Here is a 20,742-nt window from a genome sequence, read left to right as displayed (position 1 = left end):
TGCTGACTAACCTTACTCAAGGATTCGCGCATGCCCTTTCTCATCGAAACGTTCGACAAGCCCGACCACCAGGCGCTACGCCTGGAAGTGCGCCAGGCCCACTTAGAGTATCTAGACGCCAACGTCACGCTATTGTTGGCCTGTGGTGCCAAGCTTTCTGACGACGGCACCACGGCTTCTGGCGGCCTCTATTTAGTCGATCTAGAAAGCCGCGAAGAAGCTGAACGCTTCATTAAGGCTGACCCGTTCCATAAAGCGGAGCTATTTGCCGAGGTCAACATCGTGCGCTGGCGGCAAGCCTACCTGAATCGCCAAAACACCCTGTAACGCGAACCCAAGGGAGACATACGATGCTGTTTCATGTGGAAATGACCGTAAAACTGCCGCCGGATATGCCGGCCGAGCAAGCCGCTGAGATTAAGTCGAAAGAAAAAGCCTACTCTCAGGAATTACAGCGCCAGGGTAAGTGGCGCCATCTATGGCGGGTGGCTGGCAGTTACGCCAATGTCAGCATTTTTGACGTTAATGACAACGCGGAACTGCAAGATCTTATTAGCGGTTTACCGCTGTTTCCTTATATGGATATCCAGGTAAAACCGCTGTGTCAGCACCCGTCATCAGTTCGCGAGAACGATGCATAAAAAGCACTGATTGCTTGCCCGCTAAGCGCAGGCTCACTCGATCGACATAGGCTGGGAATATCGGAATGAGTCAACACTCTGCTCAACACGAAAGCACCTCAAAACACTGTGCGGTGGTTACCGGCGGGGCCAGAAACATTGGCGAAGCTATCGCCTTGCGGCTTCAGCAGGATGGCTATCAGGTTATCGTAGTGGATATCGTCGAGCCGGATGCGGCGTCGTTGAAGGCCCACGCGCATCAAGTCGACCTTTCCGATGCGGATGCCACTCGGCGCGTGATGACCGACATTGCCGAACGCTATTCGGTGACTCGGCTGGTTAATAATGTCGGTATTGTGGCACCGGCACTGCTTGAAGAGGTGCAGCTTGAGGACTTCGATAAGTTAATGCACCTCAATGCGCGCTCAGCGCTGGTCTGCACCCAGGCGCTACTGCCGGCCATGAAAGCCAACGGTATGGGCCGCATCGTGTTGAACACCAGCCGTGTCGTGCTAGGCAAAGAAGCCCGTACAGTTTACAGCGCCACCAAGGGAGCGCTGCAGTCCATGGCCAGAACCTGGGCGCTAGAGCTTGCGCAGCACAACATCACGGTCAACTGCGTCGCCCCCGGCCCCATCGCGACTAGTGCTTTCTGGCAGAACAACCCGCCTGACTCTGAACGAGCCCGTCGCATCATTGATAATATTCCTCTGCAGCGTATGGGCCAGCCCGAAGACGTCGCCCAAGCAGTCAGTTTCTATTGCGACGAGCGCAGCGGGTTCATTACGGGCCAGACCCTATTCGTGTGTGGCGGCGTTACCGTCGGCTAAGCGTTTATTTCACCACGCCTTTTTGACGCAGAGCGCTGATATCTAAGGCGCTCTTATGCAGTAAATTGTGCAGGATTTGATCCGTGTCTTCGCCTAATTTAGGCGGAGGCTTGCAGTATTCCAGGGGTGTTTTGGAATACTTAATAGGATTAGCCACACTGGGCACGTCGCCCGCTTCAGATGCCAACGCTATCTTCATATTGCGCGCTTTAACCTGCGGGTCATCAAAGACTTGAGCAATCGTCTGAATAGGCCCACAAGGCACGCTGATGGTGCTTAAGGCCGCTATCCATTCACCGCTAGTGCGCGTTCGCGTGATCGCCACCATAATCGGGATTAGCTCAAGCCGGTGCTTGACCCGCTCAGGGTTGGTGCTAAAGCGCACATCAACGGCCAGTTCCGGCCGCTCGACCGCCTCGCAAAACCGCTTAAACTGCCCATCGTTGCCGATGGCGATAATCACTTTTTCGCCGTCAGCGGTCGGAAACGGTTGGTAAGGCACGAGATTAGGATGGTACTCGCCAGTACGGGTTGGAGAGTTACCGCTGCAGAAATAATTAAGCGCTTGATTAGCCAGCCAGCTGACCTGCACATCGAGCAGCGCCATATCAATATACTGCCCCTCCCCGGTCAAATGCCGATGATGCAGCGCACCGAGAATGGCAATGCTGGCATTCATACCCGTGGTCAGGTCGGAGACGGCCATGCCGACGCGCTGAGGGCCGGCGCCAGGCTCCCCATCGGCGGCGCCGGTTATGCTCATTAACCCTGCCTGAGCTTGGATCAAATAATCATAGCCCGCCATAGACGCCATGGGCCCCGTCTGGCCGAAGCCGGTGATCGAGCAGTAAATCAGACGCGGATTAATGGCCTCTAATGTGGCGTAATCGAGACCTTTACGCGCCAGCCCACCACTCTTAAAGTTCTCCACCAAAATATCGCTTTGTGCTGCCAGTTCGCGCACCAACGCCTGCCCTTCCGGCTGGCTAATATCGACCGTCACTGAATGCTTGCCGCGATTGGCCGAAAGATAATAGGCCGACTCGGCGGTATCCTTGCCCTGGCTATCTTTTAACCAGGGAGGCCCCCAGTGACGCGTATCATCACCCAGCGTTGGGTGCTCAATCTTAATAACCTCAGCCCCCATGTCGGCCAGTATCTGCGTACACCAGGGTCCGGCCATCACTCGGCTTAAATCCAGTACGCGCAAGCCTGTCAGTGGTCCCGCCATCGCGCTGTCTCCTGCCCTACAGAGGTGTTATTTAGCTGATTAAGCGCTCTTTGACGTTGAATCGTCTTGCTGTGCCTTGCGGCGTGCTTCTACAAAGCGATACAGCGCCAAGGCAATAGAACCAACAGTTAATGCGATGAAGAACCAAGTGATAGGGCCGCGCACAAAAATCGATAGATCATTAGACCCAATTAACAGCGAGCGACGCAGGTTGTCTTCAAACATCGGGCCAAGAATAAAACCGATCAGAAACGGCGCCGCGGGTATGGCAGCACGATTAAAGATATAACCCAGCACCCCGAAGGCCACCATTAGCCCTATATCAAAGGCATCGTTATTGACGGCATAAGAGCCGTAAACACAGAACATCAATACGATGGGAAATAGAATCGACTTAGGAATATCCGCAATTAGCGAGAAGTACTTGATGGCAACATTACCCACCACCAGCAAGATAACCGAGCTGAGCATAATACCCATGAACAGTGCATAGATAAGCGACAAGTTCTCCTGGAACATAATCGGTCCAGGTGTCAGACCATGCACCATAAAGGCGCCCAGGATAATCGCAGTGATGACATCGCCGGGAATGCCTAACGAGAGCAGCGGAATCATCGTAGCGCCCGCAACGCCGTTGTTACCGGCCTCAGCAGCGGCAACACCTTCAACCTCACCTTTGCCGAAATTGGCTTTATTAGGAGAACGGCGGCGCGCATCACTATAAGAAATAAACGCCGCAGCGGTGGCCCCAGTACCGGGAATCGCCCCAATAATAACGCCGATCAAGCTTCCGCGAACGATGCTTTTCATACAGCGCTTAAGTTCAGCAAAGGTCAAACCAACGCCGCTTGCTTTCGCTTTAATATGGGGTATTGCCTTCTTACGATAAAACTCCATGATCTCCGGTATCGCGAAAAGACCAATCAGTAGCGGAATAAAAGAGATGCTATCCATCAAGTTATAGTTATCAAACGTCAGGCGCTGAGAGCCGAATACACTGTCTAACCCCACCAAAGAGAGCAGGATCCCCAACAGTGCGGCCATCAGGCCTTTAATCATGGAACCGCTAGCGAGCGAAATAATGATGGTCAGTGAAAAGCAGATCAGCCAGAAGAATTCGGGGGCCCCGAAATTAAGCGCGATCTTGGCAAGATAAGCAGCAAAGAAAATCAGGGCGATATTGGAGATAAAATCGGCAATCACCGATGAATAAAGCGCCGCTTTCAGGGCTTTCTTCGCATGCCCCTGCTGCGCCATCGGGTAGCCATCAAGCAGCGTACAGGCCGAGGCGGGGGAGCCTGGCGTACGTATCAGGATAGCGGTAATCGAACCGCCGTACATACCGCCTTTATAAATGCCGACCAGCAGTAAAATAGCGGCAATGGGCTGCATAGAGAAGGTAAACGGCAGTGCCAGTGCTACCGCCATCGTTGCCGTAAGCCCTGGAATTGACCCGACTACCACGCCAATAACTACGCCCGCAGCAATCGCCAGGAAGTTTTCCAGGCTAAAGAATAATTGTATGACTTCCGAAAAATTTTCCATAGTTCACCTAGAGTGGTTCGCCTAAAATGGGTCACCTAAAACAATAATGAGCGACTTAGAGCCAGTACGGCATTATCGGAAGCGGCACACTCATTACTTCAGCAAATAAGAGTGTCACGGCGATGGGAAACAAAAATGCCATGCTATATACCCACCACGTGCGAACGGGATGCGCCACGAATAACACCACGGTTGCCAAAATGCCGCAGACTATTGCGCCTAACGTCTCAAAAAAGCCGATATAAAGCGCTAATGAAGCGATCATCATGATGAAGCGCAGTGACGAACCTTTTTCTATCCTCCGTTCATCCTCCCCGGGGCTGTATTCCACCAGCAAACCCTGAAAGATGAGAAGGATAGAAAACAGCAGTATCAGCCAGCCCACGATGGTCGGTAGCCAGCGAGGTGACATCATCGGATTTTGCAAAATCGCCGGTTCATTGATGTAGTTAGGCACAAGGTAAAAAACCAGCACAGCAGAAAACCCCAATAGAGCAATCCCCGCTATCACATCACTGGCATCTTTTATCTTCACCCTGCGCTTGGGGTCCGATGTCGTCATCGCTACCTTCTCCAAAGAAACAATAGAGGCGAGAGCATCAGCCCTCGCCCCAGTACTAAATAATTAATGGACGATTTCGTTTACTGGCTAATGCCCGCCTGTTCAGCAACCGCTTTCCAGCGCTGCAAGTCATCTGTGATAAATTGCTTAAACTCGTCACCGGCCACTGTGCCCGGCTGCGCGCCTAGCTGCTTAGCAAAATCTAGGAACTCTTCGCGCTGCATGACTCTAGCCAATGCATCTTGCATAACGCTTTGAGCTTCTTCTGGGAACGAGCTTTGCGCAATCAGACCAAACCATGCGGTGGTAACAAACTGATCAAGATCGTATTCACCAATTTCCGACAGCGTGGGAACATCCGGCAGATACTCAGAACGCTCGGCAGAGGTAACGGCCAGCGCGCGTAAGTCGCCCGAACGGATATGCGAAAGCACGGTTGGCATGTTTTCGAAAGAGACATCCACATCGCCACCCAACAGCGCCGGAAGCGATGCGCCACTGCCGGCAAAAGGTACTGCCGTCATGTTGGTATCCGTTAATGTTTTGAACAATTCACCCGACATATGGATGGAGCTACCCACGCCGCTATGGCTAAACGTCATGTTTTCTTCTTTGGCTGCTTCGATAAACTCGATGACGTTTTGATAAGGGCTATCTGCCGGGACGACCATCACGTTCGGAATATCGATCATGTTTTGTAGGAAAACAAAATCCTCGACCGGGTCATAGGTCAGGCCAGGGTAAATCGCGGCGCCGATAGTGTGTCCCGGCGATGCCATTAGCAGGGTGTGATCAATATCACGGCCACCGCGAGCGACTCGCCCGGTACCTACCGTGGAACCCGCTCCAGGACGGTTTTCGACAATGACGTTGGCATCCAGCTCCTGCGAAAGTAAATCAGCAACGCGGCGCGACAACACATCCGTAGTGCCACCCGGCGCATACGGCACAACAAGGTGAATGTCTTTCGTCGGCCACTCATCGGCGCTGGCAGTAGATGCCATCAAACCCAGTGCCAGTGCGCCGCTGCAAGCGGCCATGCATGTTGCGCTTAAGATATTTTTCATTTTTCATTCCTAATAGAATATTGTTTTTTGTGCGCATAGCGTACAAGTATTCGTAATACATACGGCGAGATTACTTCTTTGCCCCCCCTGAGCAAAACACAACTTTAGTATATGAAGGTGGAAAGACGATCCAAACAATGGGTGCTTTAGACAATAAAATACAATAGTTCGCATAGCGAACTATTTTGCAGTACTCTTTTAGCGACTTAAAAATAACGGATAGTAAACATGCAAGAAGAAACGCTTAATGAAGATAGCCGTGACTTTGTAACGGCCCTGGCGAGCGGCCTGGAAGTGATACGCACCTTTGATCACGAACACCCACGCATGACGCTAAGTGAAGTCGCGACGCGAACGGGGATGAATAGAGCAAAAGCGAGACGCTTCTTACTGACGTTGCACGCACTGGGGTATGTGCGTAAGCAGCAGCGCTATTTTGAGCTCACGCCACGGGTGCTACAGCTTGGTTACGCATTTTTATCTGCTAATAACTATCAGGGCGTGATTCAACAATACTTGGAAGAAATTACCGATGAGACGGGAGAATCATCGTCACTCGCCGTTTTAGAAGGTAATGATGTGGTGTATGTGGCCCGCTCGGCGGCCAAACATCGCCTGATGACAATTACGCTTTCCGTGGGCACGCGGCTACCGGCAGCCTATACGTCCATGGGGCGCACGCTGCTGGCGCAGCTTAGCGATACGGATCTTGAGCACTTTTTATCCACCGTTGAGCTACAGCCGTACACAGATAAAGCCATTACCGATATTGATAAGCTACGAGATCAGATTCTAAGCGCTCGCCAACAAGGCTATGCCATCTCTGATCAAGAGCTAGACCCAGGCCTGCGCTCCATAGCCGCGCCGGTCTATGATGCTAAAAAGCACCTTTTGGGGGCTATCAACATAAGTACCAATGCGGCCAGGGTCGATTTTAATACGTTAGTGAATGTTTACTTACCTATCGTACGCAAAAAGGCCGCACAAATTCAGCTACACGTTAATTAGCCATCACCGCCTCTAATGCGGCCCGGTAGCCCTGGACGCCTAGCCCGGCAATTACCCCGTCTGCACGCAGTGAGATATAGGAATGATGCCGAAAGGCTTCGCGCTTATGGACATTAGATAAATGCACCTCAATGACGTGGCCATCAAAAGCATTGAGCGCATCAAGGATGGCCACAGAGGTATGCGTATAGGCGGCGGGGTTGATGATAATCGCCTGGGTACCATCAAGGCGCGCGGCGTGAATAGCATCAATCAGCACTCCTTCATGATTACTTTGTAAGCAGGTAATGTCCCAACCGGCCATTACCGCCTTCTCTCGTAGCATGTTATTCACATCATCTAATGTCTCAAACCCATAGATTTCTGGCTGGCGACTACCTAGCAAATTCAAATTTGGCCCATGTAATACCAATACTTTTCCCTGACTCATTGCTTTCTTCCATACGGTGAATTAACACATTATTTAGCCTAGCTATCTGTTCTATCACCTAACCCGCTAATGGCGCTAGGTCACGCCTGCAGATAACCACATTAGGCGGCATACTAGCGCCTGACTCTGTTGATATAGGCATCGTTTCATGACGCTTCCTCTCTACCTAGGCTTACCCATGTGGGCCAATCATGACTGGCTTGGCAGCCTTTATCCGCGCCATGCTAAAACAGAGCTACTCAGCGACTATGCCGCGGTATTTTCCAGCGTTGAGGGCAACACCACGTTTTATAGCGGCACGCCCAAGCCAGCGATCATTGCCGCTTGGGCCCGCCAAGCGCCGCCCCACTTTCGCTTCTGTTTTAAACTGCCGGCCAGCGTGACCCATGATCAACGATTAATGCGTTTAAAGGATGCATGGGCATTTCTAGCGGCACTTGAGCCGCTTCACGACCGTATGGGGCCTACGATGGTGCAGCTGCCGCGTGATTTTGGTCCGCAAGAGCTGCCTCAGCTTGAAGCGTTGCTGGCTGCCTGGCCTGCCCACTTGCCTTGCGCGGTGGAAGTCCGCCACCCGGAGTTTTTCCACAAAGGAGCCGCGGAAAAAGCCCTTAACCGTCTGTTGATAACTTATTCAACCAACCGGGTTATGCTCGACGTGCGCCCGGTCTTCTCTACCCCTGCAAATGGCCATCCAGGCTTGGCACATGCTCAGCAGGAAAAGCCGAAACTCCCACTTCACGTGCTTTCCACGGCAAATTATCCGGTGATTCGGTTCATTGGCCATATTGACAAAACAATTAATAGTGACTACTTCACTGCCTGGATACCCCGCCTAAAGCTGTGGATAAGTCAGGGGAAAACCCCTTTCTTATTTGTGCATACTGCTGACAACCGAGAGTCTCCTCACCTGGCCCGCTGGCTGTATAACGCACTAGGAGAAATAACGCCGCTACCTCCGCTTGCTCCATTTGCTGGTGAGAAGCAAAGCCAGCTGTTTTAGGGCACCTTTTTAGGTCAGCTAACTGGCATGCTGGCCATTGATCAGATAAATTGCGGTTACTTTCGGAAAATGGCGCTGGGTATGGCTCAATTTTCCGAAAACTAGCGCACAGCGCAGACTTACTGCTTACCTTCAGTACTTACACAACAATCGACTTAATGGGTGATGTATGGCGAAACTTGCACATGCACAATGGTCATCTCGTATGGGCTTTGTGCTGGCTGCCGCAGGATCGGCGGTAGGCCTGGGAAACATCTGGCGTTTCTCGTATATGACGGGCGAAAGCGGCGGCGCGGCGTTCGTATTGGTTTATCTAGCGTGTGTTGCGTTAGTAGGCCTGCCGATTCTAGTGGCGGAATGGATGATTGGCCGGCGCGGCCAAAAAAATCCAATCAACACCATGGCTGATTTAGCTAAACAGAACGGCAAATCACCTGCGTGGGCATTAATAGGTGCCAGCGGTGTATTAGCCGCCTTTTTGATTCTGTCGTTTTACAGCGTCATCGGTGGCTGGTCGTTAAACTACACACTAGGTTCCGTGATTGGCACCTTTAATGGCCAAGATGCCGACAGTATTGCCGACCTGTTTGGAGGAATGCTCGCCAGCCCGTCAACGCTATTGCTTTGGCACTCTGCCTTTATGCTATTAGTCGTTGGGATTGTGGCTCGTGGGGTAACGAAAGGACTGGAGAGCGCTGCTCGCCTAATGATGCCTGCGCTTATTGTGCTGATGCTGATACTGGTGGGCTACGGCGTGGCAAGCGGCTATTTTGGCGAGACGCTGGCCTTTATGTTCCGGCCTGACTGGAGTGCGCTAACAGGCGGTGTCGTGCTAGCCGCAATGGGGCAAGCGTTCTTCACCCTGTCGCTTGGCATGGGAATTATGATGGCTTACGGCTCCTACCTGGGTGAAGACGTTAACCTGATCAGCACCGCGCGTACGGTCATTATTCTAGATACCGCTATCGCCCTGCTGGCGGGACTAGCCATCTTCCCCATCGTCTTTGCCAATGGCTTAGGTGCAGGCGAAGGGCCTGGCTTAATTTTTGTCACGCTACCGCTGGCGTTTGGCAATATGGCAGGCGGCACGATTTTAGGCCTGATGTTCTTCCTGCTATTAACCTTTGCGGCGCTTACCTCGGCGATTTCACTGCTTGAGCCGGCCGTTGAAATGCTTGAGGAGCGCACTTCGCTTTCTCGCGTAATGGCGACACTGGTGAGCGGTATTGCGGTTTGGCTGCTGGGCGTCGCGGCGCTGCTGTCATTCAATGTGTGGTCCGACGTACTGCTGTTCGGCCTCAACATTTTTGACTTCCTGGATACCTTTACCAGCAAAGTATTGCTGCCGCTGACCGGCCTCGGCGCCATTGTGTTTGTCGCATGGTGCTTTAAACGCGAAAGCGTAGAAGCCGAACTTGGGCTGTCAGCTACCGGCATCAGCGTATGGAACATCATCGCGCGCTATGTAGCGCCCGCAGGCGTCGTTATTGTCTTCGTGACAGGGCTTATTTAAGCCGTCACTGCCTCGAGGCTTACTTTAGCCTCAGTGCAATTCGCCCTCTTGCCGCTCTTCATCGGGCAAGGGGGCGATATCCCGTGATAATTTCTGAAATTCACGATGCAGCTCAATACCCCGCCGCGCCCTTAGGCTACGCTGGGCAGCACTTCGCTGGCGCTGAGCATGCTCGTCTACTTGCATACTCATTAAAATATCAAGCAGTTCGCTTTTAACCGAGGTGATGCGTTCGACGTTTCTCATAATCGACGTTCCTCCAGGTGAATATGCTGTCGTTCACCTGCACCCATGGCGAGCGCTTTTCTTCACACTTTTCTTCACACAGTCGCCAAGACGATGCAGTGCAGCACTTCACTTCTTACTATAACCTACTTGACAAAATGATGACTGATCGTAAAAAAATCGCTTAACGGATATTAAACGCTCACCTCTATATCGCTTTCCTTCCCCGTTTACGCTATCGGTCAGGCATACTGTGGCAAAGACTTAAGCCGCACGAATCTAATGCTGCAAACGCAGCGCAGTGCATATTGGTTGTCAACGCGTCTGGGTAGCTCAGTCGTGCTGAGCCACCCAGTGTGCCGGAGAGCCAAGGAGCTGAATGTGAGTCGCGCCCTGTTCGATGAGATGAGACGCCGCATGGAGCACTTTCGCCGCTCCGAGCAGAAAGTGGCGCGGTTTGTACTGCGCAACCCAGAAGAGGTTATCCACATGCGCATTGTGGATTTAGCCTCCGAAGCGAAGGTCAGCGAACCCACCGTGGTGCGCTTTTGCCGGGCGCTGGGCTGCAACGGCTTTCAGGATTTCAAGCTACAGATGGCGCAAATGCTGGCCAGCGGTAGCCAGTTCGCACAATTCTCTATGAATGACAGCGACTCGGTGGCCGAATTTTCGCACAGCATTTTTGATTCAACCGTGGGCACGCTGCTGTCCGTTCGCGACCGGTTGGATAACGAAGCCCTCGGCCGCGCCGTTAATGCCCTCGCCATGGCCAACAGGGTGGAGTTTTACGGTTTTGGTGCCTCTGGCGCAGTGGCGTTTGATGCTCAGCACAAGTTCTTCCGCCTGCAAATCTCGACCTCTGCTTACGCCGACCCGCACATGCAGAACATGTCTGCGGTCACCCTCAACGATGGCGATGTGGTGGTAGCGATTTCACAAACAGGGCGAACCAAGGCGTTAGTGGCCAGCGTTCGTTTGGCTCGCGAAGCGGGCGCCACGGTCATTGGTCTGTGCCCCAGCGGCTCGCCACTCGCTGAAGAGGTGAGCCTGCCGCTGTATATCGACGTCCACGAGGACACCGAGATCTACACGCCGCTTAGCTCACGTATTGCCCATCTGGTGTTAATCGATGTTCTCGCCGTGGGAGTCGCCAAAACCCGTGGCCCGAAACTCGCCGAACAGCTCAAAGCCGTCAAGAAGAGCCTCAACACCCTGCGCTTTCCCGAAGAGTCTTAATGCTTAAAATAAAATAAGCGGCCATCACTGTATACACAGCCAGTGGGTAGGCTGTGCTAAACTGGCCGCCTATTTTTTTATCCGGCAGCGGCTACCATGGATGACGTCACGGCGATTCTCGATCAGCTCAACTCCGCCCAGCGCGAAGCAGTGAGCGCTCCTCAAGGCAACCTGCTGGTACTCGCGGGCGCAGGCTCCGGGAAAACCCGCGTGCTGGTACATCGCATTGCCTGGTTAATGCAGGCGGAAGGGCTTTCGCCCTACGCGCTGTTAGCAGTGACGTTTACCAATAAAGCCGCTAAAGAGATGCGCACGCGTCTTGAAGCCCTGCTAAGCCTATCACTACGCCATGTGTGGGTCGGCACCTTCCACTCTATCGCCCACCGCCTGCTGCGCACGCACTGGCAAGACGCCAAGCTGCCGCAGCACTTCCAAATCATCGACTCTGACGATCAGCTACGCCTGGTTAAGCGGCTGCTGAAAGATTATTCGGTCGACGTTGAGCGCTACCCGCCCCGCCAAGTGCAGCATTTTATTTCCGGCTGTAAGGAAGAAGGGCTGCGCCCCCATCAGGTTAATGTCGATGGCGATGCCTATATGGAGCAAATGGTCGAGCTTTATGAGCGCTATCAGCTAACCTGCGAGCGCGGTGGCCTAGTCGATTTCGGTGAGCTGCTGCTGCGAAGCCTAGAACTATTGCGCGATAACCCGACGCTGTTAAACCACTACCAGGAGCGTTTTGGCCACGTATTGGTGGACGAATTTCAAGATACCAACACCCTGCAGTACGCTTGGCTAAAACTGCTCACCGGTATGAAAACGCCAATGACCGCCGTCGGTGATGACGACCAGTCAATTTACGGGTGGCGTGGTGCCAAGGTGGAGAATATCAGCCGCTTTGAGCAGGAGTTCCCGCAAACCCATACCGTGCGTCTTGAGCAGAACTATCGCTCCACCAGCGCGATTCTAGAAGCCGCCAACACGCTGATCAGCAACAACAGCGAGCGGATGGGGAAAAACCTGTGGACCGATGGCATTGAAGGCGAGCCCATCTCGATCTACGCCGGGTTTAACGATCTGGAAGAAGCCCGCTATATCGTCGACACGATCAAAGAGAAGGTCGACGAAGGCTTTAATCGTCGCGACATTGCGATTTTATACCGCTCCAATGCCCAGTCGCGGTTACTCGAAGAAACGCTGATTCGCCAAGGCATGCCATACCGTATTTATGGCGGTCATCGCTTTTATGAACGCCTGGAAATCAAAAACGCCCTGGCTTACCTACGCCTGATGCTCAACCGCGATGACGACGCCTCATTAGAGCGTGTGATCAATGTGCCTACTCGCGGCATTGGCACACGCACCGTTGAGATTGTTCGCCTACGCGCTCGTGAGCAAAGCGTTCCGCTGTGGCAGGCGCTGCATGATGCAATAAATGATGGTTCGCTAAAAGGCCGAGCGGCCAATGCGGTGCAAACCTTCACCAACCTGATTGAACAGCTCGATAACGATGTCGCGGGCATGGCGCTGCACGAAATTATCGATCATGTGACGGTTCATACTGGCTTGATTGAGCATCACAAAAGCGAGCGCGGTGAGAAAGGCCAAGCCCGAGTAGAGAACTTAGAGGAACTGGTCAACGCCGCCCGCGCCTTTACCCAGGGCGATGTGTTTGAAGCGCCTGAGGCGGGCGAAGGCATGGCGGCGCTGGAAGCCTTTCTTTCAGAAGCGGCCCTCAATGCCGGCGACCACGAAGCCGAAGAGTTTGAAGACAGCGTACAGCTAATGACGCTGCACTCCGCCAAAGGCCTCGAATTCCCCGTGGTATTTATTGCCGGTGTCGAGGAAGGCCTGTTCCCGCACAAAATGTCGCTTGAAGAGCCGGGCAGGCTCGAAGAGGAGCGCAGGCTATGCTACGTCGGTGTCACTCGCGCGATGCAGAAGCTATACCTGACACACGCCGAAACCCGCCGCCTGCACGGTAAAGAAGTCTTTCCACGCCCCTCGCGCTTCTTACGCGAACTGCCGCCACATCTGCTCGAAGAAGTACGCCTTCGCGGGCATATTTCACGCCCGGTCACCGCCTCGCGCACCTCCTTTGCTCAGCAAAGCATCGAAAGCAGCGGCGATATTCCCAGCCTACATGTCGGCCAAGGCGTAGCGCACCCCGTCTTTGGCGAAGGAGTGATTCTGAATGCGGAAGGCGAAGGTGCTCGTGCCCGCGTGCAGGTCAGCTTTGACGGTGAAGGCGTTAAGTGGCTGGTACTTGGCTTTGCCAAGCTAACCCCGCTTTAAACGGTTAACGAATGAGCGTTGCGCTCAATGGCTTGCCGATTAAAACCCGCTTAGCGCATACTGGCGGACGGACACTGCGCGCGCCTGCGTGCTGACAAAAAAATCATACAATTTCCGGAGACTTACCCGCCATGCAACGCCGTAACTTTCTCAAGACCGTCGGCTTAGGTGCTGCCGGTGTCGCTGCTGCCCCCTTTGTAACCACTGCAAGCGCACGCGCTCAAGAAACCTATACCTGGGACATGGTCACCTCGTGGCCAAAAAACTTTCCTGCCCTGGGTACTGGCGCGAACGATTTCGCTCGCCGCGTTGAACAGCTTTCTAATGGTCGCATGCAGATCCGCGTTCACGGCGCAGGCGAGCTAGTGCCCGCGCTGGAAGTGTTTGATGCCGTTGCTGCGGGCACCGCTGAAATGGGTCACTCTGCCTCTTATTACTGGCGCGGAAAGGTGGCGGCTTCGCAGTTCTTTACGGCCGTGCCGTTTGGTATGACCACCACTGAAATGAACGCCTGGCTTTATCACGGCGGCGGTCAAGAGCTGTGGGATGAAATCTATGGCAAACACAATCTCAAGCCGTTCCCAGTAGGCAATACCGGTGCGCAGATGGCCGGCTGGTTCAAAAAAGAAATTAACTCGCTGGCAGATATGCAGGGGCTTAAGTTACGCTTGCCAGGCCTTGCGGGCGAAGCCATGAATGCCATTGGCGTCAGCACCGTTAACATGGCGGGCTCCGAGATTTTCACCTCGCTGCAAACCGGCGTGCTGGATGCCGCTGACTGGGTAGGCCCCTACAACGATATGGCCTTCGGCCTGCATCAAGTCGCTGACTACTACTACACCTCGGTGTGGAACGAGCCAACGGCGGTACTGGAAGGCACCGTCAATCTAGATGCGTGGAATGCGCTGCCGGAAGACCTGCAGGACGTCATTCGCGAAGCGGCGCGGGCATCAAACATGGCGATGAACAGCGAATTTGCCTATCGCAATGCCCAAGCGCTTGAAACGTTAGTAGACGAGCACGGCGTCCAGCTACGTACTTTCCCTGATGATGTAATGGAGGCGCTCTATGCTTCCTCACAGGAAGTCATCCAGAACCAGATAGATAACGACGAAGAATCCCGTCAGGTTTATGAGTCTTACTCGGCGTTCCAGAAGGTGCTGCGCCCGTTTACTGACGTGGGTGAATACGCCTATCTGAAGAGCCGCGATAGCGTTGGTGCCTAATAGACGGGTGCTTGATAAACAGATACTTAACACCTTGCCAAGCACGTAAAGGGCAAGCACGGCAAAGGGGCGCACTTGGCGCCCTTTTTCTATCTGAGATACGGCCTCTTGAATAACGCCATTAAGAAAGGCGCCTGACAAACTAACTAGTCGCTATGTACCGCTCGGATACGACCGTTGTCGTCTAGTGCCACCATCACAAAACGCGCTTCCGTGACTTTTTGGTGCTCTGCAATCTGCTGCCCATGAGGCGGACGCACCCATACTTCTACGTCGATCTTAATCGAGCTGTGGCCGATCTTTTGCACCTGGGTATAGACGCTGATCATGGAGCCAACGCGCACCGGGCTTAAAAAGTCCATTGCTTCAATTGCCACGGTCGCTGTGCGTCCGCCTGCTTCACGCCCGGCCGACAGTTCGGCCGCCTGATCCATGTGATTGACCAGCCAGCCACCGGGTATATCGCCATAAAGATTGGCATCTTGACGTGAGGCCACTAATTTTAAAGTAAGCTGCCCTTTGGGGGCGGGCACGTCGTCCAAATCCGTTTCCAAAAGAGTCATTAGTTTGCCGCTTAGTCAGTTTATTGTTGTAACCCTTGTTACCAGCGCCGCACGCAGGCGCGCTGACGATATCTGTTGCTGCATCGCGACACGATCAAAGGGATTCAGTTAATCATAAGAGGACGCCCGTTTGAATACCCGTTTGCATACTCTCTTATCGAGTGTTTCACATACTTCGCTGCGTACTTTTTCACAGACGCTGTTGAATGACCAGGGCGCTCAGCCACCTAGACTCCACACTTTGTTGCGCTGGGTGACCATGACGCTACTGCTGGTGAGCCCGTTTGCGTGGGCGCAACCATCGCCGGTTAGCGGTACGTTGGGTGCCGTAGGCTCCGACACCATGGCGGGCCTGATGCTCCGCTGGGGCGAAACGCTCACGAACCGCTACTCGGATGTAACCCTGCAGTTTCAGGCGGGCGGCTCGGCCAGTGCGCCAACGGCTCTGACGGCTGGTACGACGCGGCTGGGACCCATGTCTCGCCCGATGACCGAAGACGAACGCGATAATTTTACCCAGCGCTATGGCTATCCGCCACTGGAATTAAAAATCGCTCGCGATGCGCTTATCATTGTCGTGCACCGCCATAATCCGCTGCGTGCGCTCACCCGCCGCCAGGTCGATGCGATCTTCTCAACCTCGCTGGCCTGCGGCGCAGAGGCACCGATAAGGCGCTGGGATCAGCTTCCCTCAACGCGTGACTGGTCGTTTGGGAGTATCGCACTACACGGGCGCAATCTGGCATCAGGCACCCACGGGCTATTTCAAGAACGGGCCTTATGCGGTGGTGCCTTTCGCAATGATATCAGCGAACATCCCGGTTCATCGGCCGTCGTCGCGGCCGTGGGCGAATCAGCCAATGCCATGGGTTACGCGGGATATAACCACCTGACACCTGCGGTGCACGCGTTAAGCCTGTACAACGACAATGGCGTCGCGATTCCTCCTAGTGAGGACGCAATACAGCGTGGCGACTACCCGCTGTCGCGCGATCTCTACCTCTACGTTAATCTACCGCCTGGTGAGAACCTCCCCCCCGCGGAGCAAGCATTGCTAGCGCTCATTATGTCTGATGAAGGCCAGCAAATTGCCCGCGCCTCTGGGTTTGTGGCGTTAGCCCCGAGCACGTTAGAAGCTCAGCGGACGTGGTAAGCAACTGTCATTTAACTGTCATCAACATGCCTTAAGGTGAGGAGACATCTTATGCTGAAGGATCAGTGCTGTGCGCGCCCTGGTTTGCCAATGATAACGACATGACCTCACCTCGGTTAACGACGTCCCGCCAGCCGCTGCGCCTGCTGCAAGATCGCGTGGCCACAGGGTTAATCACCGCAGGCGGTGTCGGCGTACTGCTCGCGATACTCGCTATCGGTATTTTTTTGGTATGGGAAACCCTGCCGCTCTTGGCGATTGGCGATGCCTTAGCGCTAACAACGCTGACGCCGCTTGCCTGGGGTACATTGAAAGCCGCGCTGTCGGCTCTACTGTTTGCGATCCCCGTCGCCCTGGGGGCGGCCATTTACTCGGCGCTCTTTATGTCCGCGCGTTTGCGCAGCCGTATTAAGCCCACGCTAGAAATGATGGAAGCAATTCCCGGCGTGGTGGTGGGCTTTATCGCCGGGCTCATCTTGGCGCCGTGGGTAGAGCGCCACCTAGCGAGTGCGCTGGTCGTGATGATTTGGCTGCCGCTAAGCGCGGGGCTAGCCGGTTTCTGCTGGCATTTGGCAAAAACACGCTTACGCCGCCGTTTACCGCTTTCCTGGGCAGGGCTTTGGTTAGTGCCCTGGCTGGCATTCATGGTGACAGTAGCGCTATGGCTCACGCCGTGGATAGAGCAGCATTGGCTTGGCGGCGATTTACGCCAGCTGCTCTATCAGCGCTTTGGAATGGACTACGCTACTCGCAACGCGATGATCGTAGGTATCGCCATGGGCTTTGCGGTCATTCCCAGCATTTACTCATTGGCGGAAGATGCGCTGGCCGATGTGCCAAAAACCTTGATTGAGGGCGCCCAGGCGCTAGGCGCCAGCCGCTGGCAGGCACTGTGGAAAGTGGCGCTGACGGCAGCGGGCCCCGGTATTTTTTCGGCAGTGATGATTGGTGCGGGCAGAGCCGTTGGCGAAACGATGATAGTGCTGATGGCGAGTGGCAATACCGCGCTGTTGAGCGCCAATCCGTTTGAAGGGATGCGCTCCATGTCCGCCTCGATCGCCATAGAGCTGCCCGAAGCCGCGCCGGGTACCCAGACGTATCATCTACTGATTTTGGCAGCACTCGTATTGTTTATCTTTACCTTTTTAGTTAACACCTTGGCAGAGGTTGTCCGCCATCGCTTGCGGCGTCGTTACCGCCAGCTGGGAAGCATGTCATGACCGGCGTGCCGGCGGATACTGCACCTTCGCGCCGCCGCCTTCACTGGCTGGATGGTCTTTGGCCTTGGCTCTGCGCGGCAAGCGTTGCGCTTTCACTCCTGATGTTAGGGGCGCTACTGACACTGCTGCTGGTTCGTGGGCTAGGGCATTTCTGGCCCGCCACGCTAGAGGAAGTCACGCTGCGCTCAGGTGAAACCTTTGCGGGCCAAGCCGTACGCGAAGTGGCGCTGCCCCAACAGCCAGGGGACGAGCGCCTATACTTCACCGGCAATCGTGATATTGAGTCCGTGCGCTGGCGCTGGGTAGCGATTGATGACATTGCCATGCAAGCTCAGCCCATGGACCTGATTCGCCTAGAACGCAGCCCCTGGGATGACTTTATTGGCCGCTTAGTGGCTATTGAGCAACACGATCAGCGCTGGGAGGGGGACGCCGCCTGGCAGCAGTTAACGTCGCTGTTAGCGCTGCCGGTTAGCCAACGGCCGGATAGCCAGCTACTGCTTATCACAGCCAGTGGCCAAGCCGTGCAACAGCCGCTGGCCAACGTGGTCAGCGCCCAGGCCCCCAATGCCATGACATGGCGGCAGAAAACGCTCGCTTGGAGCCAATCTGTGTGGCGCTTCTTGAGTGAGGGGCCGCGTGCCGCGAATACCGGCGGCGGCGTATGGCCCGCGATTTTTGGCACTGTCCTGATGGTGATCTTAATGTCGGTCATCGTCACGCCGTTTGGCGTGCTGGCGGCCATCTACCTTAATGAGATTGCCCACCAGGGACGGCTTACTCGATTTGTCCGCATTGGCGTACGTAATCTTGCGGGCGTGCCGTCCATTGTGTACGGCGTCTTTGGTTTAGGCGTGTTTGTGTATGGAATTGGCGGCTCGCTGGACGAATGGTTCTTCAGTGAGACTTTGCCTTCCCCTACCTTTGGTACTGGCGGCCTGCTATGGGCCTCTCTAACGCTCGCATTGCTCACGTTGCCGGTGGTGATTGTTGCAACCGAAGAGGGGCTGGCACGCATTCCTGAGGCTCAGCGCGAAGGCGCCGTGGCGCTGGGCGCTACGCGCCTGGAAATGCTGACCCGCATCGTGCTGCCCATGGCGGCCCCCGCCATGCTGACAGGCATGATTTTAGCCATTGCCCGCGCAGCGGGTGAAGTGGCGCCGCTGATGCTGGTGGGCGTCGCTAAATTAGCGCCACAAATGCCGGTAGACGGCGAGTTTCCCTATCTGCATTTAGAGCGCAAGTTCATGCACCTTGGCTATCATTTATTCGATACCGCTTTTCACGGTGACGATGTGCAAGCTGCCATACCGCTGGTGTACGCCACCGCGCTACTGCTGGTGTTAATTGTGCTGGTGCTTAATCTAACTGCCATATTTCTACGTCATTATCTTAGGCGTCAACGGGGAAGCGAATGCTAGCGCCATTACATTCAGTTAATACCTCTCAGCCACCGATCACGCATTTTCCACCTGAGCACTGCTGTCTGAGCATTGATCATCTTAGCCTTGCCTATGCGGGGAAAGAGGCGCTGCGTGATCTAACGCTGAGCATTCCTCGTCATCGTGTCACGGCCTTTATCGGCCCCTCGGGGTGCGGTAAATCAACGTTATTAAGAGCCATCAATCGGCTGCATGACCTTAATGAAGCGGTGAGTCACAGCGGCCAAATTGTGCTGGAAGGCCAAGATATTCATGGCCCTCAGGTGAATGTGACTGAGCTGCGCCGACGTGTCGGGATGGTATTTCAAACGCCTAATCCCTTTCCCATGTCGATTTATGAAAACGTCGCCTTTGGCTTACGTTTGCAGCAGCGCCTGCCCAAGCGCAAGCGTGACGACATTATTGAGTGGGCGCTAACTTCTGCGGCGCTGTGGGATGAAGTGAAAGACCGTCTACATCGTTCTGCCTGGCAGCTTTCCGGTGGCCAGCAGCAGCGCCTGGTGATTGCCCGCACCTTAGCGGTAAAACCCGACGTACTGCTGCTTGATGAACCCGCGTCGGCACTAGATCCCATTTCGACGCTCAAAATTGAGGAGTTAATTCGTAACCTCAAGTCAGAGCTAACCTTGGTGCTGGTGACTCACAATATGCAGCAGGCGGCGCGGGTATCGGACTACACCGCCTTTTTGCATCAGGGCGAGCTGATTGAATACGGGCCAACTGACCAGCTATTCACCAACCCCCGTTTGCAACGTACCGAAAACTACATCACCGGCCGCGTCACCTAGGCCTTATCGACGAAGACATCAGGAGTGGTCCATGGATATTACGAGCGATACCCACAGCCAGCATATCTCCCGCCAGTTCAATCAGGAGTTGGAAGAGCTTAAAACCCACCTGATGGCGATGGGCGGCCTGGTAGAAAAGCAGGTGCAAGATGCCGTCTTTGCTCTTCTAGAAGGCGATACCCGCTTGGCAGAGCAAGTGCGCGACAATGATCGTCAGGTGAACGCCCTGCAGCTGCAAATTGACGACGAATGTACGCGCGTACTGGCCCGCCGCCAGCCGGCAGCATCCGATTTGCGGCTGGTGCTTGCCGTTATTCGCGCTACCTCTGACCTGGAACGCATTGGCGATGAAGCCAGCAAAATTGCCCGTAACGCGCTGCTGTTAAGCGAAAGCACCAGCACCATTCGCGGGCTGGTGGAAGTACGTCACATTAGCGAGCACGTGCGTAAAATGCTGCGCGATGCGCTAACCGCCTTTGCTCGCTTTGATACCGATCTCGCTATGCAGGTAGTGCGTGAAGACGAGCTGGTAGATGATGAGTACAGCAGCGCTATGCGTTCATTAATGACGTTCATGATGGAAGATTCACGCTCGATTACGTCAGTACTGAGCATCATGTGGGTACTGCGTGCGCTTGAGCGCGTGGGCGATCATGCTGATAATCTTGCGGAGTACGTAGTCTATCTCGTGAAAGGCTTGGATATCCGTCACAGCGATCCTGACAACCTAGACCCGCAAGGGTTAAAAAAGCCTTGACCTGATTAGGGTTTCCTCCTGCAATACG

Annotated in this window: 21 protein-coding genes; 14 read left to right on the top strand and 7 right to left on the bottom strand. The window is 54.4% G+C overall.

Annotation, left to right across the window (positions count from 1 at the left end; genetic code table 11):
• Positions 1–30: 30 nt before the first annotated feature.
• From ACT3TF_RS12975 to ACT3TF_RS12965, 3 genes are all read left to right on the top strand, one after another.
• Entirely contained in the window at positions 31–327 is a 297-nt protein-coding gene (locus ACT3TF_RS12975) for a YciI family protein (protein WP_096276938.1), read from the top strand.
• Positions 328–350: 23 nt separating this feature from the next.
• Entirely contained in the window at positions 351–641 is a 291-nt protein-coding gene (gene catC, locus ACT3TF_RS12970; protein WP_096276936.1) for a muconolactone Delta-isomerase, read from the top strand.
• Between the two features lie 65 nt (positions 642–706).
• Complete coding sequence (locus ACT3TF_RS12965; RefSeq protein ID WP_444672326.1) at positions 707–1,450, top strand: SDR family NAD(P)-dependent oxidoreductase; 744 nt, start codon at positions 707–709, stop codon at positions 1,448–1,450.
• A gap of 4 nt (positions 1,451–1,454) precedes the next feature.
• Here the strand turns inward: ACT3TF_RS12965 and ACT3TF_RS12960 are convergent, their stop codons facing one another.
• The 4 genes from ACT3TF_RS12960 to ACT3TF_RS12945 all read right to left on the bottom strand — a co-directional run bounded on the left by ACT3TF_RS12960 (position 1,455) and on the right by ACT3TF_RS12945 (position 5,855).
• On the bottom strand, positions 1,455–2,681 hold the full coding sequence (locus ACT3TF_RS12960; RefSeq protein ID WP_444672325.1) for a CaiB/BaiF CoA transferase family protein: 1,227 nt from the start codon (positions 2,679–2,681) through the stop codon (positions 1,455–1,457).
• 39 nt (positions 2,682–2,720) lie between these two features.
• On the bottom strand, positions 2,721–4,226 hold the full coding sequence (locus ACT3TF_RS12955) for a tripartite tricarboxylate transporter permease (RefSeq protein WP_441684474.1): 1,506 nt from the start codon (positions 4,224–4,226) through the stop codon (positions 2,721–2,723).
• 55 nt (positions 4,227–4,281) lie between these two features.
• Positions 4,282–4,788, bottom strand: a complete 507-nt coding sequence (locus ACT3TF_RS12950; RefSeq protein ID WP_444672324.1) for a tripartite tricarboxylate transporter TctB family protein — start codon at positions 4,786–4,788, stop codon at positions 4,282–4,284.
• An 80-nt stretch (positions 4,789–4,868) separates the two neighbouring features.
• Positions 4,869–5,855, bottom strand: a complete 987-nt coding sequence (locus ACT3TF_RS12945) for a Bug family tripartite tricarboxylate transporter substrate binding protein (protein WP_444672323.1) — start codon at positions 5,853–5,855, stop codon at positions 4,869–4,871.
• 228 nt (positions 5,856–6,083) lie between these two features.
• Here ACT3TF_RS12945 and ACT3TF_RS12940 point away from each other — a divergent pair, with 228 nt between their 5' ends.
• Positions 6,084–6,863, top strand: a complete 780-nt coding sequence (locus ACT3TF_RS12940; RefSeq protein WP_096276925.1) for an IclR family transcriptional regulator domain-containing protein — start codon at positions 6,084–6,086, stop codon at positions 6,861–6,863.
• Here ACT3TF_RS12940 and aroQ read toward each other — a convergent pair.
• Positions 6,856–7,293 carry a type II 3-dehydroquinate dehydratase gene (gene aroQ, locus ACT3TF_RS12935; RefSeq protein ID WP_096276923.1) on the bottom strand — a complete coding sequence of 146 codons (438 nt, stop codon included), beginning with the start codon at positions 7,291–7,293 and terminating at the stop codon, positions 6,856–6,858. The genes ACT3TF_RS12940 and aroQ overlap by 8 nt on opposite strands.
• Positions 7,294–7,441: 148 nt before the next feature.
• Here aroQ and ACT3TF_RS12930 point away from each other — a divergent pair, with 148 nt between their 5' ends.
• Together ACT3TF_RS12930 and ACT3TF_RS12925 are read left to right on the top strand one after the other, a co-directional pair.
• Positions 7,442–8,296, top strand: coding sequence for a DUF72 domain-containing protein (locus ACT3TF_RS12930; RefSeq protein ID WP_444672322.1), 855 nt, complete (start codon positions 7,442–7,444; stop codon positions 8,294–8,296).
• A 169-nt stretch (positions 8,297–8,465) separates the two neighbouring features.
• Positions 8,466–9,809 carry a sodium-dependent transporter gene (locus ACT3TF_RS12925; protein WP_096276919.1) on the top strand — a complete coding sequence of 448 codons (1,344 nt, stop codon included), beginning with the start codon at positions 8,466–8,468 and terminating at the stop codon, positions 9,807–9,809.
• Positions 9,810–9,839: 30 nt separating this feature from the next.
• Here ACT3TF_RS12925 and ACT3TF_RS12920 read toward each other — a convergent pair whose 3' ends face one another.
• Positions 9,840–10,055, bottom strand: a complete 216-nt coding sequence (locus ACT3TF_RS12920) for a PA3496 family putative envelope integrity protein (protein ID WP_096276917.1) — start codon at positions 10,053–10,055, stop codon at positions 9,840–9,842.
• Positions 10,056–10,415: 360 nt separating this feature from the next.
• Between ACT3TF_RS12920 and hexR the strand changes: the two genes are divergently transcribed.
• The 3 genes from hexR to ACT3TF_RS12905 all read left to right on the top strand — a co-directional run bounded on the left by hexR (position 10,416) and on the right by ACT3TF_RS12905 (position 14,791).
• Positions 10,416–11,270 (top strand): transcriptional regulator HexR, encoded by an 855-nt coding sequence (gene hexR, locus ACT3TF_RS12915; protein WP_096276914.1) that lies wholly within the window; start codon positions 10,416–10,418, stop codon positions 11,268–11,270.
• Positions 11,271–11,366: 96 nt separating this feature from the next.
• Positions 11,367–13,565 (top strand): DNA helicase II, encoded by a 2,199-nt coding sequence (gene uvrD / locus ACT3TF_RS12910; protein ID WP_444672321.1) that lies wholly within the window; start codon positions 11,367–11,369, stop codon positions 13,563–13,565.
• Positions 13,566–13,696: 131 nt separating this feature from the next.
• Positions 13,697–14,791 (top strand): TRAP transporter substrate-binding protein, encoded by a 1,095-nt coding sequence (locus ACT3TF_RS12905; RefSeq protein WP_096276910.1) that lies wholly within the window; start codon positions 13,697–13,699, stop codon positions 14,789–14,791.
• 146 nt (positions 14,792–14,937) lie between these two features.
• On the opposite strand, the gene ACT3TF_RS12900 is transcribed toward ACT3TF_RS12905, so the two are convergent.
• Positions 14,938–15,354, bottom strand: a complete 417-nt coding sequence (locus ACT3TF_RS12900; RefSeq protein ID WP_096276908.1) for an acyl-CoA thioesterase — start codon at positions 15,352–15,354, stop codon at positions 14,938–14,940.
• Positions 15,355–15,613: 259 nt separating this feature from the next.
• Between ACT3TF_RS12900 and ACT3TF_RS12895 the strand changes: the two genes are divergently transcribed.
• The 5 genes from ACT3TF_RS12895 (at position 15,614) to phoU (ending at position 20,714) form a co-directional block, all read left to right on the top strand.
• Positions 15,614–16,507: a PstS family phosphate ABC transporter substrate-binding protein gene (locus ACT3TF_RS12895; protein ID WP_444672342.1), complete on the top strand. Its 894-nt coding sequence runs from the start codon at positions 15,614–15,616 to the stop codon at positions 16,505–16,507.
• 101 nt (positions 16,508–16,608) lie between these two features.
• A complete protein-coding gene (locus ACT3TF_RS12890; protein ID WP_444672320.1) occupies positions 16,609–17,727 on the top strand; it encodes an ABC transporter permease subunit in 1,119 nt (372 codons plus the stop codon).
• Positions 17,724–19,148, top strand: coding sequence for a phosphate ABC transporter permease PstA (gene pstA / locus ACT3TF_RS12885; protein ID WP_096276904.1), 1,425 nt, complete (start codon positions 17,724–17,726; stop codon positions 19,146–19,148). The genes ACT3TF_RS12890 and pstA overlap by 4 nt, the downstream gene beginning before the upstream one ends.
• Positions 19,142–19,957 carry a phosphate ABC transporter ATP-binding protein PstB gene (gene pstB / locus ACT3TF_RS12880; protein ID WP_444672319.1) on the top strand — a complete coding sequence of 272 codons (816 nt, stop codon included), beginning with the start codon at positions 19,142–19,144 and terminating at the stop codon, positions 19,955–19,957. The genes pstA and pstB overlap by 7 nt, the downstream gene beginning before the upstream one ends.
• Before the next feature lie 31 nt (positions 19,958–19,988).
• Entirely contained in the window at positions 19,989–20,714 is a 726-nt protein-coding gene (gene phoU, locus ACT3TF_RS12875) for a phosphate signaling complex protein PhoU (protein ID WP_096276899.1), read from the top strand.
• Positions 20,715–20,742: the final 28 nt, after the last annotated feature.

The organism is Halomonas sp. AOP25-F1-15, assembly GCF_052378675.1.
Classification (GTDB): Bacteria; Pseudomonadota; Gammaproteobacteria; order Pseudomonadales; family Halomonadaceae; genus Vreelandella; species Vreelandella casei.
The sequence above is the reverse complement of the archived record's forward strand: the minus strand, read 5'-3'. Positions and strand labels throughout refer to the sequence as shown.